The sequence below is a fragment of the Halalkaliarchaeum sp. AArc-CO genome, from assembly GCF_024972735.1.
Taxonomy (GTDB): Archaea; Halobacteriota; Halobacteria; order Halobacteriales; family Haloferacaceae; genus Halalkaliarchaeum.
Window position 1 is genome coordinate 2,909,495 of the sequence record NZ_CP087723.1, and the last position, 13,281, is coordinate 2,922,775.

The 13,281-nt window shown below is 67.1% G+C and carries 13 protein-coding genes; 4 read left to right on the forward strand and 9 right to left on the reverse strand.

The features are described 5' to 3' along the window. Positions 1 to 90: 90 nt before the first annotated feature. From AArcCO_RS15295 to AArcCO_RS15305, 3 genes are read right to left on the reverse strand one after another with little or no spacing between them, the layout of a single operon-like run. Positions 91 to 1,215: an ABC transporter ATP-binding protein gene (locus AArcCO_RS15295; protein WP_259534352.1), complete on the reverse strand. Its 1,125-nt coding sequence runs from the start codon at positions 1,213 to 1,215 to the stop codon at positions 91 to 93. Then, on the reverse strand, positions 1,212 to 2,030 hold the full coding sequence (locus AArcCO_RS15300) for an ABC transporter permease (RefSeq protein ID WP_259534353.1): 819 nt from the start codon (positions 2,028 to 2,030) through the stop codon (positions 1,212 to 1,214). The genes AArcCO_RS15295 and AArcCO_RS15300 overlap by 4 nt, the downstream gene beginning before the upstream one ends. Continuing rightward, the gene (locus AArcCO_RS15305; protein ID WP_259534354.1) at positions 2,027 to 3,037 is read right to left on the reverse strand and encodes an extracellular solute-binding protein; all 1,011 of its coding nucleotides are present in this window, start codon (positions 3,035 to 3,037) and stop codon (positions 2,027 to 2,029) included. The genes AArcCO_RS15300 and AArcCO_RS15305 overlap by 4 nt, the downstream gene beginning before the upstream one ends. A gap of 263 nt (positions 3,038 to 3,300) precedes the next feature. On the opposite strand from AArcCO_RS15305, the gene AArcCO_RS15310 reads away from it, so the two are divergent. Beyond that, a complete protein-coding gene (locus tag AArcCO_RS15310) occupies positions 3,301 to 4,218 on the forward strand; it encodes a DUF4349 domain-containing protein (protein ID WP_259534355.1) in 918 nt (305 codons plus the stop codon). Between the two features lie 54 nt (positions 4,219 to 4,272). Here AArcCO_RS15310 and AArcCO_RS15315 read toward each other — a convergent pair whose 3' ends face one another. Next, positions 4,273 to 4,707 carry a DUF5788 family protein gene (locus AArcCO_RS15315; RefSeq protein WP_259534356.1) on the reverse strand — a complete coding sequence of 145 codons (435 nt, stop codon included), beginning with the start codon at positions 4,705 to 4,707 and terminating at the stop codon, positions 4,273 to 4,275. A gap of 59 nt (positions 4,708 to 4,766) precedes the next feature. On the opposite strand from AArcCO_RS15315, the gene AArcCO_RS15320 reads away from it, so the two are divergent. Together AArcCO_RS15320 and AArcCO_RS15325 are read left to right on the forward strand one after the other, a co-directional pair. Next, positions 4,767 to 5,588, forward strand: coding sequence for an amidohydrolase family protein (locus AArcCO_RS15320; RefSeq protein WP_259534357.1), 822 nt, complete (start codon positions 4,767 to 4,769; stop codon positions 5,586 to 5,588). 95 nt (positions 5,589 to 5,683) lie between these two features. Further along, complete coding sequence (locus AArcCO_RS15325) at positions 5,684 to 6,553, forward strand: CheF family chemotaxis protein (protein WP_259534358.1); 870 nt, start codon at positions 5,684 to 5,686, stop codon at positions 6,551 to 6,553. Positions 6,554 to 6,594: 41 nt separating this feature from the next. On the opposite strand, the gene AArcCO_RS15330 is transcribed toward AArcCO_RS15325, so the two are convergent. Genes AArcCO_RS15330 through AArcCO_RS15350 form a run of 5 tightly spaced genes read right to left on the reverse strand, consistent with a single transcriptional unit; the run spans position 6,595 to position 12,699 of the window. Next, positions 6,595 to 7,464, reverse strand: a complete 870-nt coding sequence (locus AArcCO_RS15330) for a CheF family chemotaxis protein (protein WP_259534359.1) — start codon at positions 7,462 to 7,464, stop codon at positions 6,595 to 6,597. A 33-nt stretch (positions 7,465 to 7,497) separates the two neighbouring features. After that, a complete protein-coding gene (locus AArcCO_RS15335; protein WP_259534360.1) occupies positions 7,498 to 8,709 on the reverse strand; it encodes a HEAT repeat domain-containing protein in 1,212 nt (403 codons plus the stop codon). Continuing rightward, on the reverse strand, positions 8,709 to 9,512 hold the full coding sequence (locus tag AArcCO_RS15340; RefSeq protein WP_259534361.1) for a CheR family methyltransferase: 804 nt from the start codon (positions 9,510 to 9,512) through the stop codon (positions 8,709 to 8,711). Before AArcCO_RS15340 ends, AArcCO_RS15335 begins: the two co-directional genes overlap by 1 nt. Beyond that, entirely contained in the window at positions 9,509 to 11,620 is a 2,112-nt protein-coding gene (locus tag AArcCO_RS15345) for a chemotaxis protein CheA (RefSeq protein WP_259534362.1), read from the reverse strand. Before AArcCO_RS15345 ends, AArcCO_RS15340 begins: the two co-directional genes overlap by 4 nt. Continuing rightward, positions 11,620 to 12,699, reverse strand: coding sequence for a protein-glutamate methylesterase/protein-glutamine glutaminase (locus tag AArcCO_RS15350; RefSeq protein WP_259534363.1), 1,080 nt, complete (start codon positions 12,697 to 12,699; stop codon positions 11,620 to 11,622). The genes AArcCO_RS15345 and AArcCO_RS15350 overlap by 1 nt, the downstream gene beginning before the upstream one ends. 101 nt (positions 12,700 to 12,800) lie before the next feature. Here AArcCO_RS15350 and AArcCO_RS15355 point away from each other — a divergent pair, with 101 nt between their 5' ends. Next, positions 12,801 to 13,235, forward strand: coding sequence for a chemotaxis protein CheW (locus AArcCO_RS15355; protein ID WP_259534364.1), 435 nt, complete (start codon positions 12,801 to 12,803; stop codon positions 13,233 to 13,235). Positions 13,236 to 13,281 lie beyond the last annotated feature (46 nt).

Consider the following 13,281-nt stretch of genomic DNA (forward strand, 5'->3'; position numbering starts at 1 on the left):
CGGTGATTGTGGGGGATTGGATGCGGACGCCTATAAGTATCCGCAGTACCGTTGTGGCCCCGTCGGGGCCAGCGACTTCGGGTTCGTCGATCAACTCCGGTCGGTCTCGGCATCGAACACCGCCACGTCGGCCGGCCGGATCCGCACCTCGACTCGCGTCCCCCGGTTCGGCGGTCTCGCCGCCCGTTCCGCGACGAGTTCGTCCCCGGTTTCGAGTTCGACCGTGACGTCGTACCGGCGCCCCACGTCGGCGACGCGGCGGACGACGGCCGGGAGCGAGAGGACGTCGCCGACGGGGGTTCGATCCTCGTCGACGGGGTTTTCATCGCCATCGTCGCCGCTGCCGTCGGTCACGCCCACTGAAAGCGACACGTCTTCGGGACGGACGTGGCAGTCGACGTTGCCCGATACTGGCTGCGGTTTGCCCCCCTCGGGAAGTCGCGCGGCCTCGCCACCGACCGCGATCGTCGGCGTCGGTCCGCCGGTCACCGTCGCCGAAAGCGCGTTCGACCGGCCGAGAAACGAGGAGACGAACGGTGTCGGCGGCGACTCGTACAGCTCCCGTGGCGGACCGATCCCGGCGACCCGGCCGTCGTCCATCACGACGAGGCGATCCGCGAGCGACATCGCTTCCTCCTGGTCGTGGGTAACGAGCAGCGTGGTCACGCCGGTTTCCGACTGTATTCGAGCGATCTCCTCGCGCAGCCCGACCCGGAGGGACCGATCCAGCGCCGAGAGCGGTTCATCGAGCAGCAGCACGTCGGGTTCGGGGGCGAGCGCCCGGGCGAGTTCGACGCGACGCTTCTGCCCGCCGCTCAGCTCTCCAGGGTACGCCTCCCGCTGGTCCGGCAGTTCGACGAGCTCGAGGAATCTGGTTACGGTTTCCTCCCGGCGTTCCGGCGGAACGTCCCGGGCTTTCAGCCCGTATGCGACGTTCTCCTCCACCGTGAGGTGGGGAAAAAGCGTCGAATGCTGGAAGACGATCCCGACCTGTCGATCCTCGGGAGGATCGTCCGTGACGTCTACTCCCCGCAGTCGGATTCGCCCGCCCGACGGCCGGACGTGTCCCGCGATCGCCTGGACGATCGTCGTCTTGCCGCAGCCGCTCGGTCCGAGCACCGCAACCAGTTCGCCGCCCTCCAGACCGACCGAAACGCCGTCGACCGCCAGCTCCTCGCCGTAGCGGTGCGTGAGGTCCTCGAGTTCGAGAATCACCGTTCGATCACCGTCGGCACGCGACCGAACCGTTGGACGAGCGCGAGCACCCCGAGCGTGATCGCGAACAGCGCGACCGCAAGGGGAACGATCGCGTCGATCCCGCCGGCGATGAACTCCACCCAGATCCGGGTGGGCATCGTCCGCGGGTTGTACGCGACCATCATGGTGGCGCCGAACTCGCCGATCGCCCGCGCGAACGTGAGGATGATCCCCGCGATGATCGCCCCTCGGGCCAGCGGCAAGGAGACGTTCCAGAACGTCGACACCGGCCCGTACCCCAGCGACCGGGAGGCCTGCTCGACCCGGACGTCGATCGCGCCGAACCCGGCCCGGGCGGTGATGATGACGAACGGGGCGGCGACGAACAGCTGTGCGAGGATCACGCCCGCGAGGCTGTCCGTCAGCGGGAGCCCGACGGCGGCCGCCGCCGATCCAAGCGGCGTGAACCGCCCGACTGCCGTCAGGATCATCGCGCCGCCGACGACCGGCGGGACGATCAGCGGCATGATCACCAGCGCCTCCACGAGCCGCTTGCCCGGGAACGATTTCCTGGCGAGGACGTACGCGAGCGGGACGCCGAGAACGGTCGCGATCGCGGTGGTGACGGGGGCAGTGAGAAGCGAGTTCCGGATCGCGAGCTGCGCCTCCGGCGTGGCCAGTCCCGAGAGTACGTCTGCGGTCCCGGTCCGGTAGAGGAACGTCACGAACGGCAACAGGAAGTACGCGAGGATCAGCCCGCCCAGAAGCGTGGGCACCAAAAGCTCGGGAACACGGATCCCGCGCCACACCGGTGTCCGGCGCTCGAAGCTCACGGCGCCACCTCCGCGGGCGGCTCCCCGAACGCTCGCGGCAGCGGGTCGGGGACGGAAAGCCCGGCATCGATCAGAACCTCCGGCCAGTCCATCAGGAACTCCACGAGCTGTCGACCCGCGTCGGGGGTGTCGGCCTCCGCCAGCACGGCTGCGTTGTACAGGATCGGCCGCCCGACTGCCTCGTACCCTTCTTCGTCGGTGACGAAGACCGCCGTCGCGTAGTGGTCGGAAAGCTCCGGCTCCGCGAAGTTGTACGCCGGCGGGAACTCGTAAAAGGGCATCCCGTGATCGACGGCCATGTTGCCGTAGACGACTGCGCCGGCGCGTGCGCCCGTCGAGACGCCCGCCATCATCTGTGGCTCCTCGGGCTCCCGGTAAGTCAACTCGAGCATCTCCTCCCGGAACCCGTCCAGCCCGTACTCGGCCTCGGCGAGCTCGAACGCCTGTACCGCCCGGTACCCCAGCGGATCCAGGTCCGGATCGCCGATAGTGAGGTCTCCCTCGGGCAGTCCCCGCACCAGTTCGTACCACGGCTCGTCGCGTTCGAGGCCCTTGCCGAGGTCGGTGTCGGGGTTGTAGCCGATCCCGAGCACGTTCGTCGCGAACTCCACGTCCCAGTCGACGAACCCCTCGTACAGGCGGTCGCGAAGGAGAGTCGCGTCCGCGCTCACGACGACGTCCGGGTGTTTGGTCCCGTCTTCGACCATCCGCATCACCGCGTTCGACCCGTAGTACTCGCCGTGGAGGGCGACGCCGGTCCGTTCCTCGAACGCCGGCCCGACGTGGTCCTCGAAGGTGTGCGCGAGGCTCCCGGCAGCCAGAACGCTCACGGACTCGGCGGCCGATCCCAGACAGCCCGAAAGCGCCGGAAGGGCGACCCCCGCCGTGATTCCTGTCCCGAGGTCGCGGAGAAACCGACGCCGACCGTGACCGGATCCATCCGGCTCCGCGACGGCGGAACGACGGCACCAATTTCCGGTGGCCTCCGCATCCTCATGTCGCTTCATGCTTCTACGTCTGACTCCGGGCCTCATATAACCACCTAGGGTTATCTCTCTGTGAAAATAAACTAAATATGGTTACAATACGCCAGCTGTGTCTTCCTCACGCGCCAGTTCGTAACCGGTTCCGTTCGTACTCGGCGATAGTGGTCTGTTGTCCTCGGCGAGAACGATCTGGTGACTGATGCGATCGGAGTCCCTTCTGGAAGACTCAAAGGGGCGTTTGTGCCTTGCCAACTTATAGGGCAATCTCGCGCAGACGTCGGAGTATGCAGAGACGAACCCTCGCAGTCGCAGCACTTGTGCTCCTGCTTTTCGCGGCCGGCTGTGTCGGTAGCGCACCGCTCGAGGACGACGCGGACTCGGCGGCGATCGAAGAACAGGTCGAAGCGGAACGGTCTGCAGACGTCGCTGCCGACGACGCGGACGTCGACATCGAGGGGGAGACATTCTCGACGACGGCCACGACGGGCTCGACGACAGCCCCACAGCCGGCGCCGGACAGGGATCTGATCTTCACCGGCAGCGTCGAACTCGAAGTCGATTCCTACGAAACAGCCGACGGGGAGATTCGAAAGATCGTCGCCGACCACGACGGGTTCGTGAGCGACTCCACCAGGCAGGTCCACGAGCGGGACAACGAGACGTGGACCACCGGCGAACTCGTGGTCCGGGTACCGAGCGACTCGTTCGACGAGGCGATCGACGAGATCGGCGGCGTCGGCAACGTGCAGTCGGTGTCGACCGAGTCCGAGGACGTGACCGACCAGCTGGTCGACATCGAGGCGCGCCTGGAGAACCTCCGGGCCGAGCGGGACCAGTACCGGAAACTGTACGAGCAGGCCAACGAGACCGAGGACGTGCTCGCAGTCCAGGAGCGGCTGTCCGCCACCCAGGAGGAGATCGAACGGCTCGAGGCCCGCCAGCGCGCCCTCGAACAGCAGGTCGCGTACGCGACGATCACCGTCTCGCTCGCCGAATCGACGCCGGAGCCGGAGACGGCCGATCCCGACGCCTGGTACGACACGCCAGTAACGGAGGCGTTCCTCGAGTCGATCTCGGGCGTGGCGACCGTGCTACGGGCGAGCGTCGTCGCGGCGGCGTACGCCGCGCCGTACGCGCTGACGTTCGGAGCGCCGTTCCTCGTCGCGCTCGGTGGCGTGCTGGTCTGGCGGTCGCGGCGGTGAGGTGCTGGTCTGGCGGTCGCGGCGGTGAGGCCGACGGAATCCACGCAGTGCTTTTCAAAAGCGGCGTTTCGCGTCGTCGTCGTGGCCGAGCGCCTGTCGCAGAAACGACATCCACCGTTTCCGGTCGGCCGCCTCGTTGCGTCGCTGTTCGGCTTCGAGATCGACCGGCCCGAGCTGTTCGAGCGCGTCCAGTGCGCGGTCGATCCCGACGATCGACTCCGCGAGCCGTTCGCCCTCGTCGTAGCTCATCTCCTCGGTTTCGAGCCGGTCGAGCCGTCTGCGGCGTTCCCGACGGAGGTTCCGCTTTGCGGTTTCGACCCGCTCTCGTTCTCCCGACGGGATCGTCTCCCGGCGCTTGATCTCGAAGACGAACGACCGCAGCTGGATCTCCTCGCCGCCGAGTTCGATCGTCTCCGGGATCGACGCGCCGACCGTGGCCGCCTCCCGATTCACGCGTTCGAGCAGCCCCTTGCGCTGATACTCTTTCACCGCAGCGTAGGGGTTGACACCACGGACGCTTAAGCGTCTGGACCGTGGACTGTCAGCCGATGCTGGAGCTGGAGCACGGGTTCCGGATCGTCGACGTGGGTGTGCGCCTCGATCCGGACCGGGAGGCGGTCACTCGACGGGGGCGGGACATCACCCCCGAACGGCTCGAGCGGGAACTCCACCAGGCCGGAGTCGTTCGCGCGGTCGTTGCACCTGGACCCAGAGAATCGGGCGGGTATCTCCGGATGAACAACGCCGTCGCGCGGTTGAGCGTCGATCGACCGTTCATGGCGTTCGCACGGGTGGGGGGTCCCCGCGTCCCCGACTCGTCGACGATCGGCCGGGTCCGGAACCTCGCTGTCAAGCGGGAGCCGTATCACGCCGATCCGGAGGACGTCGAGCAGTACGCCTACGACGATCGGTTCCACGGGTTCCTCCTCGATCCTGCCCGGGACGGACTCCCGGAGGCCGACGTCCTCGAGATGCTCGCGGACGTCGGTTCCCCCGTGCTCGTCAGAGGCGGGGTTCGATTCCCTCCCCAGGCGGTCGCGGAGTTCGTCCTCGACTACGAGTTTCCGGTCGTCCTCTCCGGATTCGGTGGATTCCCGCTGAACCGGGAACTCATGGCCGAGTCGATCGAACTGCTGTCGGCACACGACGAACTCTACCTCGACACCCGGTTCGTCAGGTATCGCGATCCGATGGAACGGGCGCTCCGCGAACATCCCGATCGGGTGCTGTTCGCCAGCGGGGCACCCGATTCGCATCCCGACGTTGCGGTGATGGAGATCCTCACGCTCGACGTTCCCGAGGACGCGATGCGGCGGGCGTTCTCGAAGAACCCCGGACGGGTGATCCCGGGGCTCGCCGGGAGCGAGTGACGGGTGCCACGTCCGAACTCCACGGGTTCGGGTCGTTATCACGCCTGAAAGTTCGCGGGAAAGCGTAAAGGCCACGCGCTACCCGGGAACAATCGATGGGGGAATCCGTCGTCGCCGACTTCGTGGGGCGGGTCCACACCGCCGACGTAGCCGGGAACGAGCCCGTCGCGGGGCGAGTGTTGCTCAGCCAGCGTCGACTGGTGCTCGCCACCGACGAGGTCAAAACGACGGTGCCGCTCTCGTCGGTGTTCGACGTCGCCGTCGGGACGGTGCCCGGCGACCTCCAGTCGTTTTTCAGCGACACCGTCACCGTCGCGTACACCGACGGGAACGCGCGACGGACTGCGGTTGTCGAAGGGAACCCGGAGCCGATGGAGCGGTTCACGACGGTGCTTTTCAAGGCGCTGTTGCACGACGTCACGGCGTCGGTCCGCCACCCCGCGAAGGTGGGTGGGCGCGTCACCGACGAACCGGACCAGCGGGCGGCGATCAAACTCGGCGACGGGGAGCTGAGCTTCGTTGGCTGTCGGGAGCCGTTTTCGATCGATCTCTCGACTGTCGTCGACTACGAGCGGCTCCAGCGGACGCTCGACGGCGAGACGCGACCGACGCTGTCGGTGCGGCACGTCCCCGAGGGATCGCCGGTGACGTCACTCGTCACCGTCTCCAGCGAGCGGACGCTCAACGTGATCGGTCGGTACGTCAAACTCGAGTACGGCGAGGTGATGGAGGAGGTGTACGAACTCGATCCGACCGAGGAGGAGCTCCAGATCCTCGTCACCCTCTACACCGCCGACGGGGACGTGACCGTCTCCGACATCGTCACCGGCGACGCCACCCGGGCGTCGATGGTGCTCGAGGGGCTCCGGGACCGGGGACTCGTCGTCGACGGGGAGGGTGGACCGACGCTGACGCCGAAAGGGCAGATGGTCGTCAGTACGTATCTAGAGTCCGTAAACGGCTGAACGGGTGAGGCGCTCGGCCCCTGTCGCGGACAGGCCACGGATCACTGCTCGTTCATCGCCTCGCTCGCGATGTTCCGGCCGCGAGCGTTGAGCGCGACTTCCCGGCGAACCCTGACTTCCTCGACGACGTCGAGTTCGATCAGTCGCTCGAAGATTTCCTCGACGTCGTCGACGTCCATCCCCAGAAACGCGGGGATCTCGAACGGTGACACACCCGAGTACAGCGCCATCAGCACTTCCCGTTCGCGCTCGTCGAGATCGACGTTCGTTTGGCTCCGTTCGACCCCCTTGTCCAGCCACGACTTGACGAACCGACACCGGCGCGGCGGCCCGGAGATGTGGGTTTCGATGCTCGTTCCCTCCTCGTCCGTGTGAGAGACCTCCAGGACCGGCTGTTTCTCCCCGTCGATCGTCCGTTCGGTCGTCTCGAGCCCGCTTATGTCGTCGAGGTCGAGGTTCACGAACGCGCCGCTTTCGAGGGCGGCGCTCAGCCCGTCCCCGTCGAGTTTGATCCGTGCCCGCTCCCAGGTGGCCGCTTCCTTGACCACGCCGCCGGCAACTGCCGGATGTTTCGCCCGCACCATCCGCTGGTCGAGCAGCGCCCGGTAGACGTCGCGCTCGAAGCTCTCGTGGTCGCCCGCGCTGACGAGGATCACCTGCTCGCCCAGATCGAAGCTCACGTAGCCGGCGACCCTGGTGATCTCCTGGTTCGCGTCGTGTCTCCCGCCGAGGCTCTGCAGCTTCGACAGCGGGATCGTCCGCTTGCCGTTGTTGCTCGCGAGGATTAGTCGCCGGTTCGAAAGCAGGATCCGACCGGACGTCCAGGAGACGTCGTTGACGGCGCGCCCCTCGTTGACTGCGATCGCGAACCGACCGGTCGTGTCGGCGATCTTGTATTCTTCGTTGCTCACGAACCGTCACCTCCGTTCATGGCGGAGCACCCCTCACGCGTCACCACCTGCCCTGAGCTTCGACACCGCCGCGAAGGCTCGCTTCCGGACCGCGGCACTGTCGTCGTCTGTGAGCTTTTCGAGCCGGTCTCTGGCCTGCGTTCCGCCGACCTGGCCGAGGACGAACGCCGCCTTCGCCCGGGCACCTTCCTCGACATCGGGATCGAGTCGGTCCAGCAGCGCCGATTCGACGACCGGGCCACCGATCGACGCCAGGCTCGTGGCCGCAAACTGAGCGGTTCGTTCGTCCTCGTCGGCCAACGCGTCGGCCAGCGCCCCGATCGCGGCCTCGGAGTCCGAGTCGGCGACTCTCCCGAGGATCCAGGCGGCGTTGCGGCGCTGCCGGTCCTGTCGACCTTTTCTGATGATCTCTACAAGGGGTTCGATCGCGGTGGCGTCACCGGTCTCGCGAAGCTGCGAGACGATCCGATCCCTGACCGCGTGGCTGCGGTCGGTCGGGACGTTCGACAGCAGTTCGAGGATCGAGTACACCGCCGCCTTGCGGACGATCTCGCTGTCGTCGCCGAGCGCTCGCGCCAACGGCTCGATCGGCCTGGCGTTGTTCGCCTCCCCGAGTGCGCTTGCGGCGATCCGACGGATCGACTCGTCGTCGTCTTCGAGCAGTTCGATGAGCGCGGAAAGCGCCCGGTCGGTCGCGATCGCCCCCAGTGCGTTCGCGGCGGCGTGTCGGATCCGGGGCTGGTCGCCGAGTCGGTCGACCAGCCGCGGGACGGTTCGCGGATCGGCGATGGACCCGCAGGCGTGACATGCGCGCAGTCGAACTCGGGGATCCTCGTCCTCGAGTGCATTTACCAGCGCCGGGACGGTGTCGGGGTCGTTGAGTCGGCCGAGCGCGTTCGCCGCCGCCATCCGGAGCTCCGGCCGTTCGGCCGACAGCGCCCGGGCGAACCGCCGGGCCGCAACCCAGTCTGCGTCGCCGGCGCCGCCGCCGGTGAGCTCCCGGAGCAACTGTTCGACCGCCGACTGCCCCACCTGATCCAGCGCGTCGATCGCGGCCCCCCGTACGCGGGTTTCCTCGTCGCGGGTTGCCGCCCGCAACAGCGCGTCGATCGTGGGCTGGTCGTCCTCGTCTCCCAGCTCCCCCAGGAGTTCGGCCGCGCGCCGCCTGACTGCGGGGCTGTCGCTGTTGAGCGCGTCCCTGAGCCGTTCGACGTTGCCCTCGCGGGCGAGTTCGTACAGCGACATCACGCCCACCTGAACACGCGACGGCGCTTGTTTACCGGTTCGTACCGATCCCGACGGTCCGGGGGAACGCTCTCGGTCATTCCCACCACCAGCACGCTCCCCGGGGACAGCGACGACTCGAGCGTGTCGAAGACGTCGCCCTTGTGCCCGGAGTCGATGTAGATGAGCAGGTTGCGACAAAACACGACGTCGAACGCCGACATCTGTCCGTCCCGGATCAGGTCGTGTTTCTCGAACTCGACGAGCTCTTTTACCGGGTCCCTGACCCGGAAGGAGTCGCCGTCCCGGTCGACCCACTGTTCGGGCGCTGACAGCGGTTCGAGTTCCGCGGCGATGTCCGTGGTTCGGGTGGTGTGGTAGACGCCTGCCCTGGCGTTTTCCAGCGCCTCGTCGCTGATGTCCGTCCCGAGCACGGAGAGCCGGCGCTCGTCGATCTCGGGGTCGTCACACGCGAGCATCGCCGCCGAGTACGGCTCCCGACCGTCCGCACACGGTGCAGACCAGACGTTTACCTGGCGCTTCGTTTCGGTCATCTCCCGGAGCACCCCCCTGAGAACCTCCCACATCTCGGGGTTGCGGAAGAACTCGGTGACGTTGATCGTGAGTGCGTCCATCAGCGCCTCCCGTTCGTCGGGTTCCTCCCGGAGCAGCCGCTCGTACTCCGTGTGGTCGTCGACGTCGCGGCGCCGCATCCGGGCGGAGATCCGCCGATCGAGGTACGACTCGTTGTAATAGCCCGGCTCGAACGGGACGGAGTCTTCGATCTGGCGCAACACACCCTCGAAGGGAGTTTCACCGGTCATAAGCTCATCACGTCGAGTACGGCGACCACGTCCCCGTCGCCGAGCACCGCCGTACCGCCGATGCCCGGGGTCCCAGAGAGCGGTCCTTCGAGCGGTTTCACAACGATCTCCTCCTGATCGAGCACCTCGTCGCAGTGTAACGCGACCTGTCGTGTCTCCTCGCGGATCCTGACGAGCATTCCGTCCTCGGTATCGACGCCGTTTGCGTCCCCGCCGTCGGTCGCCGCCGCGCTCGTCGAGGCGGCCGCGCTCGTCATCTCGCCGCCGGTATCCAGCGGTCGTTCCCCGAGGCGATCCGCCAGCCGGATCACCGGATACAGGTCGTCCTCGTGGCGGATGACCTCCTCGCCGTGCACCTCCGCGACGTCGTCCGCGCGGGACACCTCGGCGATGCTCTTGATCGGGATGCCGTATTCGGTGTCGCCAACCCTGACGAACATTACCTTCACGATCGCGACGGTGACCGGCAGCCGAAACCGTATGGTCGTGCCGGCGCCCGGTTCGCTGTCGATCGACACCGAGCCGTCGAGCCCGCGGGCCGTCGTCCGTACGACGTCCATGCCGACACCGCGTCCGGAGACGTCGGTCACCTCCTCTGCGGTCGACAGGCCGGGATGAAACACCAGGTCGTAGATCTCCCCGTCGTCCATCGCCGTGACCTCCTCGCGGGTGACGACGCCCTCGTCGATCGCCTTCTCGGCGAGCTCGTCGGGGTCGATGCCGGCGCCGTCGTCGGACACCTCGATGACGACGTGATCGCGGCTCCGCGTCGCAGTCAACTCGACGGTTCCGGTCGGATCCTTGCCGGCGGCCTCGCGTTCCTCGGGCGATTCGATCCCGTGATCGACGGCGTTCCGGAGCACGTGAACCAGCGGATCCCGCATCTCGGTGAGGATCGTCCGGTCGAGTTCGACGTCACCGCCTTCCATCTCGAAAGCGACCTGTTTGTCGACGTCGCGGGCGACGTCGCGCACCAGCCGGGGAAACGAGTCGGCGACCTGCGAGAAGGGGACGAGCCGCATGTCCATCGCGGTGTCCTGGAGGCTGTTTGCGAGCTTGTCCAGTTCGTCGAGCGCGTCCGACTCGACGCCCGCCGACTCCAGCTCGCGACGGAGCTTGATACGGCTCGTCACCAGCTGTTCGACCAGGCCGTACAGCTCGTCCACCTGTTCGACGTCGACCCGGATCGTGGATATCTCGTCGTTCGATTTCTCGTCGTCCGGTTTCTCGTCGTCCGGTTTCTCGTCGTCGTCCGGTTTTTCGCCGCCGGGTTCCTCGCTTCCTGTTCCGCCGGCGGGGTCGTCGGTCTCGTTCTCCGACGGACTGGCGTCTCCCTCGCGGTCGTCGTCTGAATCCGGCCCTCCTCCGAGGGGAACGGTCTCGACGCGCTCCACCTGGGGCAACTCCTCGATCGCCGCGGTTGCGCCGGCGCCGTCTGCCGCCGGCAGATACGCGTCGAACCCGTCGCCGTACTCGCCGTCCTCGAGGAGTTCGGGGTCGGGATCGGTCGCGAACGCGTCGACGATTTCCTGCAGGGTTTCGAGCACGAACGTCGCGTCGACGCCCGGCATCGCCGTCTCGCCGATCCGAACCGACGCCCGGACGAGCTCCGAGGAGTCGGCGTCCAGTTCGTCGATCGCCTCGGTCCCGCTGCCGGTATCGTCGCCGTCACCGAGACCGTCGCCGTCACCGAGACCGTCGCCGTCACCGAGACCGTCGCCGTCACCGAGACCGTCGTCGGTTTCCCACTCCCGGAGGCGCCGTTCGATTCCGCCGGCATCCGTTCTCACCTCGCCGTCGTCGGCGATTTCTCCGACCATCGCCTCGATCGCGTCGACGCCCTCGAACAGCAGATCCATCAGTTCGGGCGTCACCTCGAGGTCGTCTGTCCTGACGTCGTCGAGCAGGTCCTCTAGCGTGTGAGCCAGTTCCGAGACGCCGTCGTACCCCATCGCCGCGGCGTTGCCTTTCAGGGTGTGTGCGACCCGAAACACGTCGTCGATCGCTCCGGAATCGCCGGGATCTGCTTCCAGCGCGAGCAGCGCGTTGTTCAGGTCGGTGATCCCGTCTTCCGCCTCGGCGACGAACGCGGCGCGATGGGAGTCCATCAGGACACACCCCCCACGATGGCGTCGGCGATGGCGTCGAGATCGCGAACGTCGTCGACTGCACCGGTCTCGACGGCTCGCCTGGGCATTCCGTAGATCACACAGGTGTCTTCACTTTGTGCGAGCGTCCGCCCCCCGGCCTCCCGGACCGCGCGGATCCCCTCCGCGCCGTCGGACCCCATCCCCGTCAACACGACGCCGACCAGCGGATCGTCGACGGCCCGAGCCGCCGACTTCATGGTCACGTCGACGGCAGGGGTGACCGGAAGGGAGTCGTCCTCCTCGAGGCGGACCCGGAGTCGGCCGGCGCGGTAGCTGTCGACTCTCGTGTGCGTGCCGCCGGGGGCCACGAGAGCCTCGCCCGGGCCGATCCGGTCGCCGTCGGTCGCTTCCGAGACGTCGTAGGCGGAGACCCCGTCGAGCCGGTCTGCGAACCGTCCGGTGAACGCCGCGGGCATGTGCTGGACCACGAGCACTCGACAGTTCGTTTCCGGAAGCGCCGCCATCACGTGCTCGACGGCGTTGGGACCGCCCGTCGAAGCGCCGATCACCACGGTGAGCGGTTGCTCGATCTCGACCGTCGACGCCGCTGCACTCGTTGGACTGTCGGTGGGGGTTCGATTCCGGGTTGCGGCCTCGAGGTCGGCGGCGGCAGCCGATCGCACAGCCTCGACCAGCCGATCGCGCTCCCGGGAGACCCCCGAGGAGATCTCGCCGCCCGGCTTCGCGAAGAAGTCGACTGCGCCGCGGTCCAGCGCCTCGAAGGTGACCTCGGCCCCCTCGTCGGTGTACGCCGACAGCATCAACACCGGCGTCGGCGTCTCCGCCATGATCCGATCCAGCGCCTCCAATCCGTCCATCCTGGGCATCTCGACGTCCATCGTGACGACGTCCGGACGGGCTTCGGCGACGACCTCGATCGCCTCCCTCCCGTCGGAGGCCTCACCGACGACTGGAATGCCGGCGTCGGACAACAGGTCCGAGATGACCGCCCGCATGAACGACGAGTCGTCGACGACGACCGCCCGGGGAGCGTCGTCCCCGGGGTCGCGGTCGCCCCGGTCGACGGTTCCTGACATACGCGAAAAGGGGCACAGCGATCCGATAAACCCACCGTCCCGCATATCGGTCGTGATAATTCGAGGGTCACCGTTATGGGAGTGCTAACGGAGTTTCGAACATGGCAGCTACGGAACCGACGGTCGAGGCCACCAAGGTCCTCGAGTTCGGGCTGGGATCCGACAGGTACTGTCTGGACATCGACACCATCGACGAGATCGTCGACGCCGCCGAACTGACGCGAATCCCCAACTCGCCCCCCCACATCGAGGGCGTGATGGATCTCCGTGGAAAGACGACGACGATCGTCGATCCCAAGACAGTGTTCGAGATCGACGAGGCGGGCCCCCGCGACCGGATCGTCGTGTTCGACGAGAACGCACTCGAAGAGGGTGGAACCGTCGGCTGGATGGTCGACGAGGTGTTCCAGGTTCGGGACGTCGATCCCGAACGTGTCGACGAGAACACGATCGCCGACGACGACGGGATCCGCGGAATCGTGAAGTCCGACGACCGGTTCGTCGTCTGGGTCGACCCCTCCGTGTCTGTCGAGTGATACGTCTCGTTCTCATCATTGAAAACCGGGGACGAACACTTATCGG

Coding starts and splice junctions, on each gene's coding strand:
- AArcCO_RS15305 (WP_259534354.1), bottom strand. CDS start 3,037: ATGAAGCGACATGAGGATGCGGAGGCCACCGGAAATTGGTGCCGTCGT.
- AArcCO_RS15310 (WP_259534355.1), top strand. CDS start 3,301: ATGCAGAGACGAACCCTCGCAGTCGCAGCACTTGTGCTCCTGCTTTTC.
- AArcCO_RS15320 (WP_259534357.1), top strand. CDS start 4,767: ATGCTGGAGCTGGAGCACGGGTTCCGGATCGTCGACGTGGGTGTGCGC.
- AArcCO_RS15325 (WP_259534358.1), top strand. CDS start 5,684: ATGGGGGAATCCGTCGTCGCCGACTTCGTGGGGCGGGTCCACACCGCC.
- AArcCO_RS15335 (WP_259534360.1), bottom strand. CDS start 8,709: ATGTCGCTGTACGAACTCGCCCGCGAGGGCAACGTCGAACGGCTCAGG.
- AArcCO_RS15340 (WP_259534361.1), bottom strand. CDS start 9,512: ATGACCGGTGAAACTCCCTTCGAGGGTGTGTTGCGCCAGATCGAAGAC.
- AArcCO_RS15345 (WP_259534362.1), bottom strand. CDS start 11,620: ATGGACTCCCATCGCGCCGCGTTCGTCGCCGAGGCGGAAGACGGGATC.
- AArcCO_RS15350 (WP_259534363.1), bottom strand. CDS start 12,699: ATGTCAGGAACCGTCGACCGGGGCGACCGCGACCCCGGGGACGACGCT.
- AArcCO_RS15355 (WP_259534364.1), top strand. CDS start 12,801: ATGGCAGCTACGGAACCGACGGTCGAGGCCACCAAGGTCCTCGAGTTC.